We start from the raw sequence: 16,157 nt of genomic DNA, 5'->3' as shown, positions 1-16,157 counted from the left end.
GAGATAGAAAGATGACCAACAACCGCAAGACGCTCTTCATCGGCTCGGCACTCGCCGTGGCCGTGCTCGCCGCCCTGGTCGGCCCCTGGATGTTCGGCAGCGATCATCGCCAGCGCACCAACGACGCCTACGTGACTGCCGACTACACAGTGGTGGCGCCCAAGGTGGCGGGCTTCATCAAGGAGGTGCTGGTGGAGGACAACCAGCAGGTGAGTGCCGGCCAGTTGCTGGCGACCATCGATCCGCGCGACTACCAGGCCGCGCTCGACGCCGCCCAGGCGCAACTGTTGGTGGCCAGGGCGCAGAGCCTGGATGCCCGCGCCACGCTCGAGCGCCAGGCCTCGTTGATCGCCCAGGCCGAGGCGGCGGTGAGGGCGGCCCAGGCCGAGGCGGCCTTCGCCGACCACGAGGTGACCCGCTACAGCCGCCTGGCCGAGCAGGGCGCCGGCACCGTGCAGAATGCCCAGCAGGCGCGCAGCGGCGTCGACCAGGCCCGTGCGCGGTTGGCCAACAGCCAGGCGGCGCTGCTGGCCACGCGCAAGCAGGTGGACATCCTCAGCGCCCAGGTGGCCAGCGCCGATGGCCAGCTCAAGCGTGCCGAAGCCGGGCTGGAAAAAGCCCGCCTGGACCTGTCCTACACCCGTATCACCGCGCCGGTCGACGGCATGGTCGGCGAGCGCGCCCTGCGCATCGGCGCCTACGTCAATCCGGGGGCGCGGCTGCTGTCGGTGGTGCCGCTGGAGCGCGCCTATATCGTCGGCAACTTCCAGGAGACCCAACTGACCCATGTGCAACCGGGGCAACCGGTCAGTATCAGTGTCGATACCTTCTCCGGCGAACAACTCCACGGCCGTGTCGAGAGCATCGCCCCGGCCACTGGGGTGACCTTCGCCGCCGTGAAGCCGGACAATGCCACCGGCAACTTCACCAAGGTGGTGCAGCGTATTCCGGTGAAGATCGTCTTCGATGACGGCCAGCCGCTGTTGGCGCGCCTGCGCGTGGGCATGTCGGTGGAAGCGACCATCGATACCCACGGCGACACGCTCGCCGGCAAAGAGGTGACTGCGCGATGAGACGCCTGAGCCCTCTGTTGCTGGCCATGCTGCTGGCCGGCTGCACCCTCGGCCCGGACTTCCACCGTCCGGACAGCGAGGCGCCCAAGGACTGGGCCGAGCTGCAAGGCGCTGCCGCGTCCAGCCAGCCGGTGGCCGAACCGCTGGAACTGCGTTGGTGGGACAGCTTCCACGACCCGCGCCTGAGCGCGCTGATCCAGAAGGTCACAGAGCGCAACCTCGACCTGCGCATGGCCAGTGCCCGCCTGCTGCAAAGCCGCGCCCTGCGCAGCAGCGTGGCGGCGGACGAGCTGCCGGCGGTGGACGTGAACGCCGGGTACAGCCGTGCGCGCAACAGCGCCGAGGGGCTGAACGACCCGTCCGGCAAGTCTGGCAAGTCGGCGTACAACCTCTGGCAAGGCGACCTGGTGGCCGGCTGGGAACTGGACCTGTGGGGGCGTGTACGCCGCCAGGTCGAGGCCGCCGACGCGAGCGTCGAGGTGGCGGAGAACGATCGCCGGGGCGTGCTGCTGGCCTTGCTTGCGGAAACCGCCGGCAACTACATCCAGTTGCGTGCCGTGCAGCACACGCTGGACATTACCCAGGACAACCTCAAGGTTGCCCGCCACAGCCTGAAGTTGTCCGAAGGCCGCCAGGCGGAAGGGGTAGCCACCCGCCTCGACGTGGCCCAAGCCAGCGCCCAGGTGGCCTCGATCGAGGCGCGCCTGCCGACCTTGGAAGCCCGTCGCGACGACCTGATCAACGCCCTCGGCCTGCTCGCCGCCGAACCGCCACGCAGCCTGCAGCGTGAGCTGCTGCAAGGCGGCGAGCTGCCCGCGCCGCAGCAGCGTTTCGCCATCGGCGTGCCTTCGGAGCTGGCCGAGCGCCGGCCGGACATTCGCCAGGCCGAGGCCCGCCTGCATGCCGCCACCGCCAGCATCGGCGTGGCCAAGGCGGACTTCTACCCGAGCATCCGCTTGTCCGGGAGTGTCGGTTTCCAGGCCATGCAACTGTCCGATTTCGGTGGTTGGGATTCGCGCCGGTTCGCCTTCGGCCCGCAACTGTCGCTGCCGATCTTCGAGGGCGGGCGGCTCAAGGGCACCCTGGAGCTGCGCGAGGCGCAGCAGCAGGAGGCGGCGCTGAACTACCGCAAGGTGGTGCTCGGTGCCTGGCACGAGATCGACGACGTGCTGCGCCTGTACAACGCCAGCCAGCTGCGCCGTGATCACCTGGCCGAGGCGGTGCGGCAGAACCGCATCGCCCTGGAGACCGCGCAGCGCCAGTATGTGGAAGGGGCGGTGGACTTTCTCAACGTGCTGACGGTGCAGGGTGCGCTGCTGGCCAGCGAAGAGCAGTGGATCGACAGCTCGGCGGCGGTGTCGCAGGCGTTGGTCGGGCTATACAAGGCGCTGGGCGGCGGCTGGCAGGCGTTCGATCAGGTTTGAAAGGCATCGCGGGGCAAGCCAGCTCCCACGATGCCTTGTGTCGTCAGAGCGGTCGCAACAGACCGAAGCGTTTGCGCAGTACCCAATCCAGCAACCTCTGTGGCAGCACCCGGGCCATCAACGGCAGCGCCGTGCTGCCATTGCCGATACGCACCAGCGCCGGCACTGGCGACTTGCGCGTGGCGGCCAGCAGGCGTTGGGCAAACACCGCCGCCGAGGTCGGCCGGTCCTGCGACGCCCGCGCTCGGGCCTGTACCTGTTCGCGCAACGGCCACCATGGGGAATCGCTCGCCAATACCTGCTCGGCCTGTTGCTGGGCATTGCTGGCGAACTGCGAGGCGATCGCCCCCGGCTGCACTTCCATCACCCGGATACCGAACGGCGCCAATTCCAGGCGCAAGGCATCGGTGAGACCGTGCACGGCGGCCTTCGACGCGCAGTACGCGCCGGCGAACGGGGTGACCAGCACGCCCGAGACGCTGCCGATGTTCACCACCAGCCCACGGGAGCGGCGCAGCAGCGGGAACAGCGCGCGGGTTACGCCGACCAGGGCGAAGACGTTGGTTTCGAACTGTTGGCGCATGGCCTCGACACCGCCGTCGAGCAGCGGGCCCATGGCACCGTAGCCGGCGTTGTTGATGAGGATATCGAGGCCGCCGTGGCGGTCTTCCAGCTCGTCGGCAAGGCGGGTCAGTGCCTCGCCGTCATTCACATCCAGTTGCCGTGCGGCAAAGCCGGCGGCGAGCAGGGCGTCGACGTCGTCGGGCTTGCGGGCGGTGGCCCAGACTTCGTGGCCGGCATCGCGAAAGGCGTCGGCCAGGGCGCGGCCGATGCCGCTGGAACAACCGGTGATGAGGACGGTGGGCATGGGGTAGGCCTTAGGTCTGGGAGGGTCGTAATACCTGCCCGGCCCTATCGCTGGCAAGCCAGCTCCCACAGGGATCACCGAAGCCCCTGTGGGAGCTGGCTTGCCAGCGATAGGGCCGGTACAGGCAATGAATCAATTGGCGAATGTACCTTGCAGATGCTCGGCACGAAACTCCAGGGTCTGCGGCCGATACCCCGAGCGCAGCGGCGGCAAGGGCAGGCAGTCGCTCCACTCGACGCCCGGCTGCAATTCGCCGGGACCACGGTAGCGGGGTGCTGCATAGGTATTCTCGGCAAGGTTCACGGTATCGCCGGGGGCATAGGCGGCCACGCGCCAGCGCAGCTCGGTGAGCGGCACCTTGTTGCCGTTCTTCATCCGTACTTGCAGGGCGCGGTCGGCGGGGCACTGGTCGGGGGCATAGCTCAGGCGAATGTCCAGGCGGGCCAGCTGCGAGGCCTCGCGAGTGTCCTGCCAGACCACGCCTAGTGCCACCAGGCCCAGGCCGCACACGGCGGCCAGGGAAATCGGCAAGGCCTTGGCGGGATAGCGCAGCAGCAGGACCAGCCAGGTGAGGATGAGCAGGGCGCCGATGATCATGGGAGTGCAGGCCTTGGTGGCGGGGGTTCGACCATCCTAGCCGCAAATTGGGCAGGCCTCCAAAACGCAATCGCGGGGCAAGACCGCTCCCACGCCGGAAAACTGCGTGGAAGCGAGCTTGCCCCGCGAAGGTGCCCCAGGCTTACTGCGCGATGGTCTTCACCGAAACCCCACGCTCCACCGGCGTGGAAGTTCGCCCATACACATCCTCGAAGCGCTCGATGTCATCCTCGCCCAGGTAGCTGCCGGACTGCACCTCGATGATCTCCAGCGGGATCTTGCCCGGGTTGCGCAGGCGGTGCACCGAGGCGATGGGAATATAGGTGGACTGGTTCTCGGTCAGCAGGAATACGTTCTCGTCGCAGGTCACCTCGGCGGTGCCGGACACCACGATCCAGTGCTCGGCGCGGTGGTGGTGCATCTGCAGCGACAGGCTGGCGCCGGGCTTGACGGTGATGTGCTTGACCTGGAAGCGCCCGCCCATGTCCACCGAGTCGTACGAGCCCCACGGGCGGTAGACCTCGAGGTGATTCTGGGTCTCGGTCCGGCCCTGGGCGTCGAGGGTGTTGACCAGCTGCTTGACGCCTTGGACCTTGTCCTTGTGGGCGATCATCATGGCGTCCTTGGTCTCGACCACCACGATGTTCTCAAGGCCAATCACCGACACCAGCTTGCCATTGCCGTGGATCATGCAGTTGTGGCTGTCCTGCACCACCACGTCGCCCTTGGTGACGTTGCCGTTGTCGTCCTTCTCGTGCACGTCCCACAGCGACGACCAGCAGCCCACGTCGCTCCAGCCGGCCGACAGCGGCACCACGCAGGCGCGCTGGGTCTTCTCCATCACCGCGTAGTCGATGGAGTTGTCCGGGCAGCAGGCGAAGGTGGCTTCGTCGATGCTCAGCACATCGGCGTCTTCGTCGCTGCGCTCCAGGGCCAGCAGGCAGGTGTCGTAGATGTCCGGATCGTGCTTTTTCAGCTCTTCCAGGAAACGGCTGGCGCGGAACAGGAACATGCCGCTGTTCCAGAAGTAGCCGCCGGCGCGGACGAACTCGTTGGCGCGTTTCTCGTCGGGTTTCTCGACGAACTGGGCGACCCGCGCCACGCCCTCGGGCAGCAGCGAATCCTGGCTGGAACGGATGTAGCCGTAGCCAGTCTCGGGCTTGGTCGCCGGCACCCCGAACAGCACCATCTCGCCGCGCTCGGCGGCCACGGTGGCCAGTGCCAGGGCGCGCTGCAGGGCCTTCTGGTCCTCGATCACGTGGTCGGCCGGGAGCACCAGCATCAGCTCGTCACGGCCTTCGTTGACCAGTTTCATCGCGGTGATGGCCACCGCCGGCGCGGTGTTGCGGCCGAACGGCTCCATGAGGATGGCCTGGGTTTCCAGCTTCAGCGCGCCCAGCTGCTCCTGGACGATGAACTTGTGGTCCTTGTTGCAGACCACGATCGGGGTGTCCATGCCATCGAACACCAGGCGTTCGATGGTCTGCTGGAACAGGGTGTGTTCGCCGGTCAGGGCCAGGAACTGCTTGGGGAACTGCTTGCGCGACAGAGGCCACAGACGCGAACCGCTACCACCAGAAAGAATTACCGGGATCATCATGTTTCTCCAATAGTCGTTTAGAGGCAGGGGGATCAGTTGCTAGCCACGGGGCGAGTTACCCACACCGGCGACAGGCTGTTGCCGGAACCGGTGACATACAGCACGGCCGCTTCGCCGCGCTCCAGGGCGACGGGCTTGACGTCGCCGACTTTCTTGTCGCCTGCATACAGGGCAAGGTTGACCTTGACCGGGTTGATTTCACGTTCGCCACGGCCCTTGGCCGCCACTGGCTGGACCACCTCGGTCTTGCCGTCGGCGGTCTTCAGGCTCAGCGACTGGTCGCTGAGGTTCTGCACCCGCACCAGGGCCTTCTGCTTGTTCTTGAATGGTGGCTCCTCGATCAGCTGCGGGTTGCCGCCATTGTTGTTGACCAGGGTGTAGTACTTGTCGGCGGCCAGCTTGACCGGCACGCTCTTGCCACCGACCTGGGCGGTGTAGTCGCCGCCGGGCAGGAAGCTGAAGTCGCTGCTGGCCTGGGCGCCGACCTGCTTGATCTGGGTGTTGCCGACGCTGGCGGCGGTGGGGCTGCTGGCGGCGTTGTACAGGCGCACGAAGGTCGAGCCCTTCGGCGCGCTCGGGCCATAGAGGGCGGCATCGGCGCCAGCGAAGGCCTGCATCGAGGCCAGGGACAGGCCGGCGGCGAGGGTGAGGGCTTTGGCAATGGAAGTCTTGGTGGTCATGTGCGTGTTCCTCTCTATCTTCAGTGGTCCGTCCGGTTGGACGACAGGGCCAGGTTTTCTTCGGATTTGCGGGAGTTCTTCAGCTGTGCGATCCACTGCGGATCGAAGGCGCTGAGGTCGTTCTTCATTGGCAGATACCGTTCAGGGAATTCCCACACCACGACCTGTGGCGGGGCATTTTTGAAAGCGTCGCTTTGCAGGTACTTGAGCATCGGCAGCAACGGCCCGTGGCCGTCTTCGGCGTAGTTGGCGACGTCGCTGCGCAGGGCCTGCTGCAGGGCGCCGAGGAAGTTCCAGTGCGGGTTGGCGCTGTAGCTGGTGCCTACCAGCGCCACCGGGATGCGGCTGTCGTCGAACAGCGCGTCGCCACCCTCGGCGCCCTCGGCCTGCACCGGATGGGTCTTGCGTTGTTGCAGGGTGTCGGGGCTGGGCAGCAGGTTGCTGAACAGCGGATCCAGCGGCAGGAAGTTGGTCAGGTCGCCCTTGTACGGCGCGCTGGCGCCGGCCTCGGTGATGTACGCCTGTGGCTCGCCGGTGAGCAGGTGCTGGCGGTCGACGGCTTCGGCCAGCGATTGCGCGACCACTTCGGCGCCCATCGGCGTCCAATGGGTGTCGGTACGCAGGAACACCTGGCCGCGGGCCTTGGCCTGCTCCAGCGGCGCCAGCAGGTCAGGGGCGAACACATTGGCCTGGCGCGCCTGGGCGTGGAACTGGTTGAACAGGTCGTCGTGCAGGCTGGCCGGTGTCTCTTTGCCGATGTATTCGGAATATAGGCGGGCCTTGGCCGGGACGATCGCCAGCACCAGTTGCACGCCCTGGCGTTGCAGTGTGTCACGCACCCCGCGCACCAGCGCCAGGTTGTCCTGCATTTGTTGCTGCGCGCCGACGGTGGGGTTGAATTCCTCGTCGGTGAACAGCCACTGGTCGCGGCCCAGCACCACGCCAGGGCGGCCTTCGTTGAACAGCTTGAAGTCCAGCGCGGCCCACAGGTTGGTGCCGACTCGCTTGATCGGGAACTGCTCGTCGTAGTGGGTTTCGGCGGCCTTGGCCAGCTTGCCGTCGAGCAGGGTCATCTGCCCGGTGCGGTTGAAGCTTTCCAGCCCGCCGACCGACCATGCGCCCAGCCCGACGAGCAGGCCCATGAACGTCAATGAATAGGTGATGCGAAGTGTCCGGTTCATGATTCAGGCCTCAGAACTGGAAGTACAGGAACGGGGAGTAGCTCTGCGCCGAGAGCTTGAGTACCGAGGCGGCGAACAGCAGCAGGACCAGGGCGCGGGTCATGACCCGGGTCCAGTCCAGGCCCAGGGAACCATCGGCATTGACCTGCACCGGGGTGCGCGGAGCTTGTTTCGGCGCGGCATTGCGGTAGAAGTCGCGCAGGCCGAAGAACGCCAGGGTGAGGTAGGCGACGACCAGCGTCGCGACCTGCAGGCCTGTTAGCTGGGCGCTGTTGATTTCCGACAGCTGCCAGTCGCCGAAGCTGAACATGGCGCCGTACATGCGGGCGGCCACGTGCAGGTTCTCGGCGCGGAAGATTACCCAGCCGACCACCACCAGCAGGAAGGTGAAGGCCCATTTCACCGGGTTGAACCGCTGCGGGTTGGTGTCCAGCCCCAGCGCGCGCTCGATGGCCAGCCACAGGCCGTGCCAGGCGCCCCAGATGATGTAGGTGAAGTTGGCGCCGTGCCACAGCCCGCCCAGCAGCATGGTCAGGAACAAGTTGCGGTAGGTGTTGAAGGTGCCCTTGCGGTTGCCGCCCAGGGTGATGTACAGGTAGTCGCGCAGCCAGGTCGACAGGCTGATGTGCCAGCGCCGCCAGAACTCGGTGATCGACTGGCTGATGTAGGGCTGCTTGAAGTTTTCCATGAAGCGGAAGCCCATCATCAGGCCCAGGCCGATGGCCATGTCGCTATAGCCGGAGAAGTCGAAGTACAGCTGCGCGGTGTAGGCCAGGGCGCCGAGCCAGGCATCACCTGTGGTGGGGTTCTGCAGGGCGAAGCAGTGGTCGGCGACCACCGCCAGGGTGTCGGCGATGAACACCTTCTTGATGAAGCCCTGCATGAAGCGGGTGCAGCCTTCAGAGAACTTGTCCAGGGTATGGGTGCGGTTGTTGAACTGGTCGACCAGGTCCTTGAAGCGCAGCACGGGGCCGGCGATAAGGTGCGGGAAGATCGCCACGAAGGCCGCGAAGTCGATCAGGTTGCGCGTGGCCGGGGTGTCGCCGCGGTACACGTCGATGATGTAGCTGATCGACTCGAAGATGTAGAACGAGATGCCGATCGGCAGCAGCACATGGGTGAGGATGAATGGCTCCAGCCCCATCGAGGTCATGATCGCATTGAGGCTGTCGACGCCGAAGTTGGCGTACTTGAAGTAGCCGAGGATGCACAGGTCGACGCCCACGCCGAGCAACAGCCAGCGCTGCGCGGGCTTGGTGCGCACGCCGGCGGCGCCGACTTTCAGGCCGATCCAGTAGTTCCACAGGGTGACCCCGGCGAACAGGGCGAGGAAGTCCACCCGCCACCAGGCGTAGAAGATGTAGCTGGCAACCAGCAACAGCAGGTTGCGATAGCGATTCCCGCTCACGTAGTACAAGCCGAGGAAAACCGGCAGGAACAGGAACAGGAACACGTTGGACGAGAAGACCATCCCGGTTCTCCTAGTTATGCACAGCACCTGGGGCACAGCGCCCCCCAAACCCCCCACGAAAATGCAGGGGAAACCTATACCTCTGTGGGAGCGGCGGTTCGCCGATGCGACTTGCCCCGCGATGGCGTCAGCAGGGCCAACACCATTGCCCATTCGGGCCTCATCGCGGGGCAAGCCCGCTCCCAACGACTTACTGCTTCATTTCGGCTTTTGGGTCATAGACCCGCGTCACATCGCCACCCAGCCGGAAGCTGTTGAACGGCTGCATGTCATGCTTGCGCTCTAGGGTGTCGCCGACGCACTGGTACAGCGCGCACCACGGCTCGAGCCAGGCGTACTTGCTGTCGATCTTCAGGTCCTTGAGGTCCTGCTTCACGCCGGCGCGGGTGTTGAAATGAACAGGGTCGCGGGCGCCGGCCAGCACGCCTTCGCCAAGCCGTTGCAAGGCGAAGTTGTTTTCCTTGCGCAGGTCCACGCCGTTGGCCTGGGCGAAGCTGGCGATCATCGCCAGCGGCGGCAGGGCGTAGTTGTGGTAGGCCAGGGCGCGTTGCTTGCGCTTGACCTCGTTGGGCAGGAAGCCCTGCTCGTCGACCTGGTTGACGCCGACCTTGTATTCCTTCACCGCCCAGTCGAACAGCTCTTGCTGGTCGGTGGCCACGGCGGTGGCCATCACCGACCAGGCCGCCCAGTAGCTGTGGTTGTTGATCTTCTCCAGCGGCAGGTCGCTCCAGTCGCGCACGGTCTGGCGCGCCAGGCGCACGAACCATTTCTCGATCTGCTCGGCTTCGGCGCGGTGCGCCGCCAGTGGCTGCGAGTTGGAGAACTTCAGGCGCAGCCACGAGCCGCTCATGCTGCCCAGGGCCCATTTGCGCATGGATTTGCCGGTATGGTTGTAATCGGTGGACATCAATGCATCGGCGCGTGCCCAGGTGTCGAGCCAGGTCAGGGCGCAGTCCAGTTGCGCCGGGCGGCCATCGCGCATGTACTGGCCGACCATCTTGCTGACGCCTTTCTCGAGGGTGGTGATGTCCTCGGTGGATTTGCGGAAGGCTTTTTCCGAGGCGACATTGAGCGTCGCCCGGGCCTTGTCCGAACCTTCGTACTTGCTGCGGAACTGCAGCGCGCCGGTATAAGGCTTGGGCGCGGCTTCGCAGCGGAAATTGCCGTCGCCGGTCTTGAGCTTGTCGATGCCCTCGTAGTAACCCTGGGGCGGCACCAGCGCGGCCTGCGCCGCGCCGCCGAACAGGGCGAGGGCGAGCAGGGCGGGTGCGGTCTTGCTGCTTATGGTGGTCATGGTCGCCTCACTGGCCAGCTTGCGCGGTGTGCTGCGCGGGGCTGGCGAAGTTGTTGCGTTTGCAGAGTTTGGCTTCGACTTTCTGCGTACCGCTTTCTGGCCCTTGGACCTCCAGGGCGAGCAGGTTCTGGCCTGCCCAGTCTTCGTCCTCGCGCATCTGGAAGACGAAGCGCCCGTCGGTGTCGGAGGTCTCGGGCTTCTCGATCTTGATGTCCTCGTGGCGGCCGTTGAGGTACCACAGGGTGGCCTGCAGCACCTTCACCGAGGTGTCCTCGAACTTGATGTCGAGCTGGTGGTTGCGGTTGACCAGGTCCTTGATCACGCCGTTCTTGCCGTTGACCATCAGCTCGTTCTTGCCGGGCTTGAGGGTGGCGCTGGCGCTCATCTGTGCCGGGCGGTCGTCACAGCCGTCGTCGAGCAGGCCGAGGATCTGCCGCCAGATGGTTTCCTGGTCGAGGCGGTACAGCGGCGAGAACTCCCACACCAGGATCTTCGGCGGGTTGTTCTGGAACTCCTCGCTGCCCAGGTACTGGATCATCGAGCCTTCCAGGCCGCCGCCGGGGAAGGCGACATTGAGCACATCGGCGCCGATGTACTGCTCGAGGAAGCCCGAGAAGTTGTAGTTCTTGCCGCTGTGGCTGGTGCCCACCAGGGTGATCTGCGCGTTGCCCGAATCGCCGAACAGGTCGTCGCCGCCGGCGGCGCCCTTCGGTTCGGTGGCGAACTGGTCCATGTACTGCACCGCATAGCTCGTGCCGCACAGCTGGCCGGCGACGTTGTGCAGGGTGCCGGTCTTGCCCATGCGCCCGGATTTTTTGGTCTCGAATTCCTTGCGCGGGATGCCTTCGAAAGCCGGCATCTTGTGCACGGTGTCGGCCACGATCTTCGCCGCGCGCTCGGCGCCGTAGGGCGTCCAGTGCTGGTCGCCGCGGAAGTAGAAGTCCTTGCCCTGGTCGGCGGCGGCCAGTTGCTCGTTGGTCAGCGGCGACAGGTCGGGCACGTTGTAGCCCATTTTGCTGAAGCGCTGGAGCATGGCCTGGTAGTTGCGCAGGGCCTTCTGGTAGTCGAAGGCGGCCTTCTCTTCGGGGTTGAGCATGTTGCGGTTCACCAGGCCACGGGTCGGCTGGTACACCACCACCAGCTCGACGCCACGCTTCTTGAACGCGTCGTGCACCTGCTGCAGGCGCTTGTAGCCACCCGGGGTGGTGTCGAACTCGGTGCGCAGGTCCTCACGGGTACGGAACAGCCAGTCGCCCTGGGCTTGCACCAGGGTGGTGAAGTTCTGCTGGTAGCGCGTGGTGTAGCGGCTGGCGTCGTGGGCCTCCGGGCACAGCTGGCAGCACGGTTCGGCGCTGAAGGTCGGTGCCTGGACGTCTTCGGCGCGCACGCCCTGGCTGATGGCCAGGAGGGCGGCGGACAGGCCCAGCAGTTTCATCAGGTGTGGAGTCATGGTCTGGGCTTCCTTAGTCGATCATTTCGGTCTGGCGTTCGACCGGGTCGATCAGCACGGCCTTCTGCTGGCGCACCAGCAGGTCGAGGATTTCGTCCTGGCGTTCGCCGAGCACGCCGTTGAAGCTGATGCCGTTGGCCTTGCGCGGCATCAGCATCGACACCTTGTACAGCTCCACCGACAGCGGCGAATCGATCGACAGCGGACCTGAACCGTTGGCCGCCAGCTCGCCGCCGACCACGATCAGCGACACCTTGGTATCGAACGGGTCGAGGGCAATGTCGCGGTCGGTGTCGGACAGGTCCTTGATGTGGCCGTATACGCCCACCAGGCCGTTGGCCATGGCGACGTTCTCGTACAGGCGGATGTTCACGCTGTTGCGCACGCGGATGCCGTGGCGGCGATTGTTGATCAGCTTGTTGCCCCAGATCAGGTTGTCGCCGCTCTCGTACAGGGTGATGCCGTCGGTGTGGTTGCGGTAGATCTCGTTGTAGGCGATCAGGTTGTTGACGCTGTTACGGTCGATCACCACCCCCGAGAGCTTGTTGTCGTAGCTCTTGTTGTTGATGATCCAGCTGTCGTTGACCTCACGGGAGACGATGATCCCGTGCTTTTTCTTGGTGCCGTACACGGTGTTGCCGGCGATGATCAGGCGGTGCGAGCGGTCGTGGGGGTCGATGCCGTAGACGATGTTGTCGCGGTAGGTGCTGTCCTTGACCACGAAGTCGCTGGTCTCATAGCAGTAGAAGCCGTACCACATGTCGCTGAACTCGGAGCCGATGATCCAGCCGGTGGGTTCCGGGCGGCCCATCTGCTTGGCCATGTTCGGCGTGTACTGCGAGATGCTCACGCCATAGGACTTAGATTTGGCGTAGCCGAAGCTAGCCATCTTGCTGTTGACGATATAGGTCTCGGTGCCGCCCCAGCTGAGCAGGAACGGGCGGAATTCATCGGGCTTGCGGAAGGTCGCCGGGCCATTGGCCTGCTCGCGCCATCCGGTGACCTGGGTGTCGCTGACAAACAGCTTGCCGTCGTTGACGATGAACGAGCCGCCTTCCTCGGACAGGCGCAGCTCCTTGACCTTGCCGTCGATCTCCAGCACGCCCTTGCGCCCGACCACGATCGGCAGGCGCGCCAGGTACACGCCAGGTGCGGTTTCACGCAGGTACTGGCTGGGCACTTTCTTGCTCAGCTCCACCAGGTCGACGTGGCCGTCATCGACGAAGATCGCCTGGGGGATGCCGTGCTGGCGGCGGACCCACTCGGCGCCCTTGTTGTCGCCGCCGATGAACTCCTTGAGGGTGTCCTCCTGGAGCATGCGGCGGACGCTGACCTTGCCCTTGTGCTGGCGGTCGATCTTCTGCTGCACGGCCTGGGCGGTGTAGCCGGACAGGTCGGGCAGCTTGGGCGGGTCCATCTTCAGCGGCTCGATCGGCGCGCTGGAGACGGTATAGGTCTTGGCCTGTTGCAGCCCTTTGGCCATCTCGGGCTCGGCGGCCTGGGCAAGGCCGCCGGCCAGCAGCAGGGCGCTGGCGAGCAGGCTGTGGCGAAGGTTCGGGTGCAGGTTCATGGCTATCCTCTCCCGGCCTCAGTAGCGCCAGATCACGTCGACGAAGGCGCGGTGCATGTACGAGTCGGCCTCTTTGCCGTAGGCGTCTCCCGGCTTGAACACACCGGCGCGCAGGCGCACCAGGGCCGACGGTTCGTTGATCGACTGGCTGATCGAGGCCGGCAGCAGGCCCTGCTTGAAGTACTTGGTCACGACCACGTCCATTTCCTGGCCGAGGTCTTTCTCGCCCTGCACCAGCGGACGGTTGATACCGCCGTCGTCGACCACGGCGTTGATGCCGCTGGACCCGATGTTCTGCTTGCCGTCGACACGCCAGAACTTGTGGTAGATGAAGCTGGCGTCGTAGTCGTCGCGCAGCTGCCAGGAGGCGAACAGGGTGGCCGCCTGCAGGTTGCCCAGTTCGCCGCGGAAGGCTTCACCGAAGCGATGTACGCGCGAGCGGGTGCCAGTGAAGTTGGAGCGGTTGCTCTCAAGGCCGGTCTGCTCGAAGTTGTTCGAGCCGTTGCTGCCACCGCCGCCGCTGCCCCGGGCGTAGGCTGCACCGACCTGCCACTGCGGATCGAGGCGCAGGCGGATGCCAAGATCGGTTGCCCAGGCGTTGACGTCACCGCTTTGCTTGCCGGTGGCGATCTGGTCGTTGCCCACCACCTGGCTGCTGAGCGTATCGCGATCGCCGGTCAGCCAGGTGACGCTGCCCCAGTAGTTGACAGTGTGGTCGTTGCGCCAGTTGTAGGCGTCGCTGTTGGCTTCCAGGCCCAGCCAGGTGAGGTCGCCGGTGCGCGTCTTGTCGAGGGCATCGACGGTTTCGCCGGGGCTCTTCAGGCTGCCGCCGTCATGGCTGTGGTGGGCGCGCAGGCCAACCCAGTGGCCGGGTGTCCATTGCGTGGCGACGTTGCCGTAGACATGGGTGCGGTCCTTGTCTTCGGGGGCCAGTTCGGTGAGGTCGGTGCGGTACTCGCTGAAGCGCTGGGCAACGCCCAAGTCGGCCTTGAGCAGAGTGGTATCGAAGGTCCAGTTCAGCGCTTCGATGTTGGTGTCGCGCCACATGCCATCGTCGCTGCGCAGACGCTGGCGGCCGAAGCGCAGCTGCTCACCTGGGTAGGGGGTCAGGCCGCTGTAGCCGACCCAGAATTCGCGCATGGCCAGGTAGCTCTTGTCCGGCTTGCGGCTGTCGTCGCCGTTGTCGCTGGTGGTGCCGTCGTCGTTCTGGCGCAGGGTGTCGGTTTCGATGATGTCGGTGGCGGCAACTGCCTGGCCCATGGCGAAGGCACTCCAGTTGCCGCGTTCGCCGTACACCCAGGGGCGCAGGTCCAGGCCCAGGCCGTTGACGTCGCCGCCGGAGCGGGTGCCCAGGTCACGGTCGTCCTCGGACTGGCCGGTGATCTTCACGTCGAGGCCGAAGTTCTTCTGCGCGGTTTCCGCCGCCAGGGTCGGCATCGACCACAGCAGGGCGAAGCCCAGGCCGATGCCGGCTTTCACGAAGGGGTTGAGCGTCATAGCGAATCCTCGGCGTCTACGTCTTCTTTCTCGTCCTGCAGCGCTTCGATGGCCAGTGTGCTGTTGGCGCCTTGGGCCATGCTGCCGCGTGCCTGCTTCTCCTGCGCCAGCAGTTGCTGGGCCTGGTTGCGCTGGTCGGGCGTGAGCTGCTGGTCGAGCTGTTGCAGCAGTTCGCTCGACTGTGGAGTCGGGTTGACCTGGGAGAGCTGCGCGAACACCCAGGCATTGGTCGGCGCCGGGCGGATGCCGTGGCCCTCGCTGAACAGCTGGGCCAGGGCGTAGTCGGCGCTGTTCTGGCCACCACGGGCGGCGGCCAGCAGGTGGTCCACGGCCTTTTGCGGCTCGACCTGGCCCAGGTAGCCACGGCGGTACAACTGGCCGAGGTAGTAGTCGGCGCTGACTTCGCCGGCATCGGCGGCAGCCTGCAGGTGTTCCTGGGCCTTCTGCGCATCGGCGGGCACAGTCTTGCCTTCGTAGTAGAGCCGGCCCAGCAGCAATTCGGCGCGGGGCTGTTCTGTCTCGCGGCCTTTGTCGATATAGGTCATCAGCTGGTCGGTGTCGCCCAGTTCGGGGAAGTCATAGAGCAGCTGCGCCAGGCTCACCCAGGACGCCGGGTTGGCCGGTGCGACCTGCTCGAGCAGGTCCTTGGCGGTCTTCTCGTCGGTCTGGCCGAGGCTGCGGTCGGCCAGCACGCGGGCGACGCTGTCGACCCGGGTGGCGGGCACGGCGCCGCGGGCATGGGCGGCCTTGAGCTGCTCCACCAGGGCGGCCTGTTGGTCGGGCTGGGCACGTTTCTGATAGATGGTGGCCAGTTCCACATAGCAGATATCGGTCGTGGTCAGTGCGGCCTTGCAGATCTTTTCCACCTCGCCCAGGTGCTGGTCGTAGGTGCCTTGGGTGCGATACAGCAGCACCTGGGCCAGGCCGGCTTCAGGGTTGCCGGCGGCGCGCCACTGGTCGATCTGCTGCTGGGCGTTGACCTTGGGGAAGCTCTGCGGGTGTTGCAGGTAGAGCATCGCCAGCGGGATCAGGGTATTCGTCTCACCTCGTTGCGCCGCGAGCTTGAGCAGGGTTTCGGCCTCCTCGCGCTCGGCCTGGGTGCTGTCGGGCTTGGCCACCAGCAGGCGGCCGAGGCGCGCCTGGGCACGGGGCGAGGTGGCAGCGGCGGCGCGGTAGGTGGCCTCGGCTTGCTTGAGCTTGGCCGGGTCGCGGGTGCTGACCTGGATGTCCGCGAGGCCGACCTGGGCGTCGCTGTAGCCGAGGTCGGCGAGGGCCTTGTAATTGCGCTCGGCGGTGGCGGTGTCGCCGCGCTTGAGCGCTTCGTTGGCCAGGCGCTGGTCGGGCAGGCCTGCGCAGCCGGCCAGGGTGATGGCGGCGGCCAGGGCGCATGCCCCCAGGCGCAAGCTGTCCCTGTGGGAGCCGGGGTGTCTGCTGGTCATCGGCATGATCCTC

Annotated in this window: 13 protein-coding genes; 2 read left to right on the top strand and 11 right to left on the bottom strand. The window is 65.8% G+C overall.

Annotated features, from left to right (window positions below; genetic code table 11):
* Positions 1 to 11: 11 nt before the first annotated feature.
* Positions 12 to 1,073 (top strand): HlyD family secretion protein, encoded by a 1,062-nt coding sequence (locus tag LU688_RS23180; protein ID WP_232887994.1) that lies wholly within the window; start codon positions 12 to 14, stop codon positions 1,071 to 1,073.
* Positions 1,070 to 2,497 carry an efflux transporter outer membrane subunit gene (locus tag LU688_RS23175; RefSeq protein WP_038706786.1) on the top strand — a complete coding sequence of 476 codons (1,428 nt, stop codon included), beginning with the start codon at positions 1,070 to 1,072 and terminating at the stop codon, positions 2,495 to 2,497. The genes LU688_RS23180 and LU688_RS23175 overlap by 4 nt, the downstream gene beginning before the upstream one ends.
* Before the next feature lie 43 nt (positions 2,498 to 2,540).
* On the opposite strand, the gene LU688_RS23170 is transcribed toward LU688_RS23175, so the two are convergent.
* From LU688_RS23170 to algK, 11 genes are all read right to left on the bottom strand, one after another.
* Positions 2,541 to 3,365 (bottom strand): SDR family oxidoreductase, encoded by an 825-nt coding sequence (locus LU688_RS23170; protein WP_094011735.1) that lies wholly within the window; start codon positions 3,363 to 3,365, stop codon positions 2,541 to 2,543.
* A 132-nt stretch (positions 3,366 to 3,497) separates the two neighbouring features.
* The gene (locus LU688_RS23165) at positions 3,498 to 3,962 is read right to left on the bottom strand and encodes a hypothetical protein (protein WP_023632535.1); all 465 of its coding nucleotides are present in this window, start codon (positions 3,960 to 3,962) and stop codon (positions 3,498 to 3,500) included.
* Between the two features lie 142 nt (positions 3,963 to 4,104).
* Positions 4,105 to 5,559 (bottom strand): mannose-1-phosphate guanylyltransferase/mannose-6-phosphate isomerase, encoded by a 1,455-nt coding sequence (locus LU688_RS23160; protein WP_160290955.1) that lies wholly within the window; start codon positions 5,557 to 5,559, stop codon positions 4,105 to 4,107.
* A 35-nt stretch (positions 5,560 to 5,594) separates the two neighbouring features.
* The gene (locus LU688_RS23155; RefSeq protein WP_038706783.1) at positions 5,595 to 6,242 is read right to left on the bottom strand and encodes an alginate O-acetyltransferase AlgF; all 648 of its coding nucleotides are present in this window, start codon (positions 6,240 to 6,242) and stop codon (positions 5,595 to 5,597) included.
* Positions 6,243 to 6,262: 20 nt separating this feature from the next.
* Positions 6,263 to 7,423, bottom strand: a complete 1,161-nt coding sequence (locus tag LU688_RS23150; protein ID WP_038706782.1) for an alginate O-acetyltransferase — start codon at positions 7,421 to 7,423, stop codon at positions 6,263 to 6,265.
* A gap of 10 nt (positions 7,424 to 7,433) precedes the next feature.
* The gene (locus tag LU688_RS23145; RefSeq protein ID WP_038706781.1) at positions 7,434 to 8,894 is read right to left on the bottom strand and encodes an MBOAT family O-acyltransferase; all 1,461 of its coding nucleotides are present in this window, start codon (positions 8,892 to 8,894) and stop codon (positions 7,434 to 7,436) included.
* A 190-nt stretch (positions 8,895 to 9,084) separates the two neighbouring features.
* Positions 9,085 to 10,188: a mannuronate-specific alginate lyase gene (locus LU688_RS23140; RefSeq protein WP_038706780.1), complete on the bottom strand. Its 1,104-nt coding sequence runs from the start codon at positions 10,186 to 10,188 to the stop codon at positions 9,085 to 9,087.
* 7 nt (positions 10,189 to 10,195) lie between these two features.
* The gene (locus tag LU688_RS23135) at positions 10,196 to 11,638 is read right to left on the bottom strand and encodes an alginate O-acetyltransferase (RefSeq protein WP_023630479.1); all 1,443 of its coding nucleotides are present in this window, start codon (positions 11,636 to 11,638) and stop codon (positions 10,196 to 10,198) included.
* A gap of 13 nt (positions 11,639 to 11,651) precedes the next feature.
* The gene (gene algG / locus LU688_RS23130) at positions 11,652 to 13,208 is read right to left on the bottom strand and encodes a mannuronan 5-epimerase AlgG (RefSeq protein WP_046854234.1); all 1,557 of its coding nucleotides are present in this window, start codon (positions 13,206 to 13,208) and stop codon (positions 11,652 to 11,654) included.
* Positions 13,209 to 13,226: 18 nt separating this feature from the next.
* Positions 13,227 to 14,705: an alginate export family protein gene (locus LU688_RS23125; RefSeq protein ID WP_104444929.1), complete on the bottom strand. Its 1,479-nt coding sequence runs from the start codon at positions 14,703 to 14,705 to the stop codon at positions 13,227 to 13,229.
* The gene (gene algK, locus LU688_RS23120; protein WP_038706778.1) at positions 14,702 to 16,144 is read right to left on the bottom strand and encodes an alginate biosynthesis TPR repeat lipoprotein AlgK; all 1,443 of its coding nucleotides are present in this window, start codon (positions 16,142 to 16,144) and stop codon (positions 14,702 to 14,704) included. The genes LU688_RS23125 and algK overlap by 4 nt, the downstream gene beginning before the upstream one ends.
* Positions 16,145 to 16,157 lie beyond the last annotated feature (13 nt).

The organism is Pseudomonas soli, assembly GCF_021283165.2.
Classification (GTDB): domain Bacteria; phylum Pseudomonadota; class Gammaproteobacteria; order Pseudomonadales; family Pseudomonadaceae; genus Aquipseudomonas; species Aquipseudomonas soli.
Note: the sequence above shows the minus strand (reverse complement) of the source record. Positions and strands in the feature narration are given on the sequence as shown.

Bases quoted from the DNA above. Each gene is read 5' to 3' on its own strand.
- LU688_RS23180 (WP_232887994.1), top strand. From the start codon at position 12: ATGACCAACAACCGCAAGACGCTCTTCATCGGCTCGGCACTCGCCGTG.
- LU688_RS23175 (WP_038706786.1), top strand. From the start codon at position 1,070: ATGAGACGCCTGAGCCCTCTGTTGCTGGCCATGCTGCTGGCCGGCTGC.
- LU688_RS23170 (WP_094011735.1), bottom strand. From the start codon at position 3,365: ATGCCCACCGTCCTCATCACCGGTTGTTCCAGCGGCATCGGCCGCGCC.
- LU688_RS23165 (WP_023632535.1), bottom strand. From the start codon at position 3,962: ATGATCATCGGCGCCCTGCTCATCCTCACCTGGCTGGTCCTGCTGCTG.
- LU688_RS23160 (WP_160290955.1), bottom strand. From the start codon at position 5,559: ATGATCCCGGTAATTCTTTCTGGTGGTAGCGGTTCGCGTCTGTGGCCT.
- LU688_RS23155 (WP_038706783.1), bottom strand. From the start codon at position 6,242: ATGACCACCAAGACTTCCATTGCCAAAGCCCTCACCCTCGCCGCCGGC.
- LU688_RS23150 (WP_038706782.1), bottom strand. From the start codon at position 7,423: ATGAACCGGACACTTCGCATCACCTATTCATTGACGTTCATGGGCCTG.
- LU688_RS23145 (WP_038706781.1), bottom strand. From the start codon at position 8,894: ATGGTCTTCTCGTCCAACGTGTTCCTGTTCCTGTTCCTGCCGGTTTTC.
- LU688_RS23140 (WP_038706780.1), bottom strand. From the start codon at position 10,188: ATGACCACCATAAGCAGCAAGACCGCACCCGCCCTGCTCGCCCTCGCC.
- LU688_RS23135 (WP_023630479.1), bottom strand. From the start codon at position 11,638: ATGACTCCACACCTGATGAAACTGCTGGGCCTGTCCGCCGCCCTCCTG.
- algG (WP_046854234.1), bottom strand. From the start codon at position 13,208: ATGAACCTGCACCCGAACCTTCGCCACAGCCTGCTCGCCAGCGCCCTG.
- LU688_RS23125 (WP_104444929.1), bottom strand. From the start codon at position 14,705: ATGACGCTCAACCCCTTCGTGAAAGCCGGCATCGGCCTGGGCTTCGCC.
- algK (WP_038706778.1), bottom strand. From the start codon at position 16,144: ATGACCAGCAGACACCCCGGCTCCCACAGGGACAGCTTGCGCCTGGGG.